Source organism: Mycobacterium sp. TH-M15 (assembly GCF_057473705.1).
Genome location: NZ_JBYCLB010000638.1, coordinates 1 through 2,545 on the forward strand (window position 1 = coordinate 1; position 2,545 = coordinate 2,545).

Sequence of the window (2,545 nt, forward strand, 5' to 3'; positions counted from 1 at the left end):
GTGGTGCACGACGCGTTGGAGATGATCTTCTGGCTGCCGTCGTACTTGTCGTCGTTGACGCCCATCGCGATGGTGATGTCCGGGTCGGTGGCCGGCGCGGAGATGATCACCTTCCGGGCGCCGGCGTCCAGGTGGCCCTTCGCCTTGTCGGCGTGGGTGAAGATGCCGGTGGACTCGACGACGACGTCGACCCCGAGGTCGGCCCATGGCAGCGCGGCCGGGCCCTCCTTGACGGCCAGCGCCTTGACCTTCGTGGTCCCGACGACGATGGTGTCGTCGCCCTCCAGACGGACGTCCTGCTCCATCCGGCCCAGGATCGAATCGAACTTGAGCAGGTGCGCCAGGGTGGCGTTGTCGGTGAGGTCGTTGGCGGCGACGATCTCGATGTCGGTGTTGGTGCCCTGTGCCTTGCGGGCGTCCAGCGCCCGGAAGAAGTTGCGTCCGATGCGACCGAAGCCGTTGATGCCTACCCGGACCGTCACTGCTCTCTCCTCATTTCGTACGTGGTGTGCTGGTCTTCGCCTCAAGTACCGGCCATTCGTCAACCAGCGTAGTGGGCGGGGAAAACGACGGTCCGGCCGGAGACGGAAAGCGCGCACGACGCGCAGCAACGCGGAAGATCGCCATGAACGCGATCAGGATCCACCGCCACGGCTGGCCGCCGGCGGCGAACACCAGCAGCGTCGGCACCACGAACTCCGCGGTGGTCCCGCCGACGTGGGCCAGCAGCGCCGACAGCCGGGACGGGCGCAGGTCGTCGACCGGGTCGCGGTAGAGCCGAGTCCGAGCAGCACCAGGGCGACGATCGTGGGCACCACCAGGGCGGGGCTGACCAGCCCGCCGTCGCCGTCGGCGGTGACCGGGCCGCCACCCCCCGGTGCGAGCAGCGCCCAGGATCCGGAGATCAGCACCACCGCATACAACGCGACGTCGACGACGGTCCGGGTGTCCCCGCGGGTCAGCGGCACCCGCTCCGGCCAGGGCGGCAGGCGAATCGTGTTGGGCCGCAACCAGTACAGGAAGCCGCCGATCAGCGGCGAGAACCGGCCGGTGAGCGGGCCCGATCCGCAGCCCAGGCCGAGGATCTCGTACAGCGGGGTGAAGATCACCAGCTTCTGGTACACGATCGGCTGCGACCACCAGTCCGCGATCTGGCCGAGGCCACCCAGGCCGGGCGTCAGCGAGATGACCGCGCGGCACCGCCGATGTAGAGCATGACGACTTTGACCAGGTAGAACAGGTAGGCGGCATACGGGGTGCCGAAGCCGTGCTCGGCCCAGTGCCGGCTGCACAGCTGGATGCGGGTGGACCGCGGCAGCCCGGTCCAGGCCAGCGGGTCGACGTCCGGCAACTCCGGTGTGGTGAATCCCACCTGTCAGCTCCTTCTGCGCTCGGTGCCTACTCGGGTGCGTCGAACGAGAACTCGTCGCGCAGCACCCGCTTCAGCGTCTTGCCGGTCGGGGTACGCGGAATGGCGTCGACGAAGACGATGCGCTTGGGCCGCTTGAACGCAGCCAGCCGGCCGGTGCAGTACTCCAGCACCGCCGCCTCGTCCAGGCCGGGGTCGGCGCGCACCATCACCGCCAACGGCGACTCCCCCCACTTCGCCGACCGCATCCCCAGCACCGCGACATCGGCGACTCCGGGGTGGGTCAACAGCACGTCCTCGACCTCGGCCGGGTAGACGTTCTCACCCCCGGAGATGATCAGATCCGTGATCCGGTCCTGGATGTAGACGAAGCCGTCGGCGTCCCGGACGGCGACGTCGCCGGTGCGCAGCCAGCCGTCGACGATGGTCTCCGCGGTGGCATCCGGCCGGTGCCAGTACCCGGTCATCAGGTGCCGGCCGCGGATCAGGACCTCGCCCGGGACACCGGGACCCACATCGGCGCCCTGCAGGTCGACGATCCGGATGTCGGTGTGGAAGAACGGCTTTCCGGCCGAGCCGGCATGTGACATCGCGTCGTCCGGGCCGATCACGCAGCCCGGGCCGCACGACTCGGTCAGCCCGTAGACCTGATGCACCTCGATGCCCAGATCGGCGTAGGCCTGGATCAGCGACGGCGGCACCGGGGAGGCGCCGCTCATGATCCAGCGCAGCGCCAGCGAATCCCGCAGTGCGGGCCGGTAGGCCGGCAGCATGAAGTTGAGCATCGCCGGCACCGCCAGCGTGGTGGTGATCGCCTCGTCCCGGAATACCTCCCAGATCCGCCGCGGGTCGAACTGGCGCAGCAGCACCACGGTCGCGCCCTGGTAGACGCTGCCGAACAGCGGTGCCAGCGCCGCGACGTGGAACAGCGGCAGCGCGATCAGGTAGCGGTCCCGGAACCGCATGTCAATGCTGGCCGCCATGGTCAGCACGCACCACTGCACGCTGTCATGGGTGTGCACAGCGCCCTTCGGCCGACCGGTGGTGCCGGAGGTGTACATGATGAACAGCGGATCGTCACCGTCGGCGACCGCCGGCACCGGCTCGGCGCCGGCGGCGTCGCGCAACGGGCCATAGTCGGCGACCGCCGGCACCGGCTCGGCGCCGGCGGCGTCG

General features: G+C 69.6%; 2 protein-coding genes and 1 pseudogene. All 3 read right to left on the reverse strand.

The annotated features are described in order from the left end of the window. The coding region (locus AC2VNT_RS15575; protein WP_486947715.1) for a glyceraldehyde 3-phosphate dehydrogenase NAD-binding domain-containing protein at positions 1 to 482 on the reverse strand (482 nt) is incomplete at its 3' end. Between the two features lie 127 nt (positions 483 to 609). Further along, positions 610 to 1,372, reverse strand: a pseudogene (locus AC2VNT_RS15580) (DUF3556 domain-containing protein); the annotation flags it as partial. A 26-nt stretch (positions 1,373 to 1,398) separates the two neighbouring features. Further along, positions 1,399 to 2,545 (reverse strand): AMP-binding protein (locus AC2VNT_RS15585; protein WP_486947716.1); only part of this gene is annotated, 1,147 nt, incomplete at its 5' end.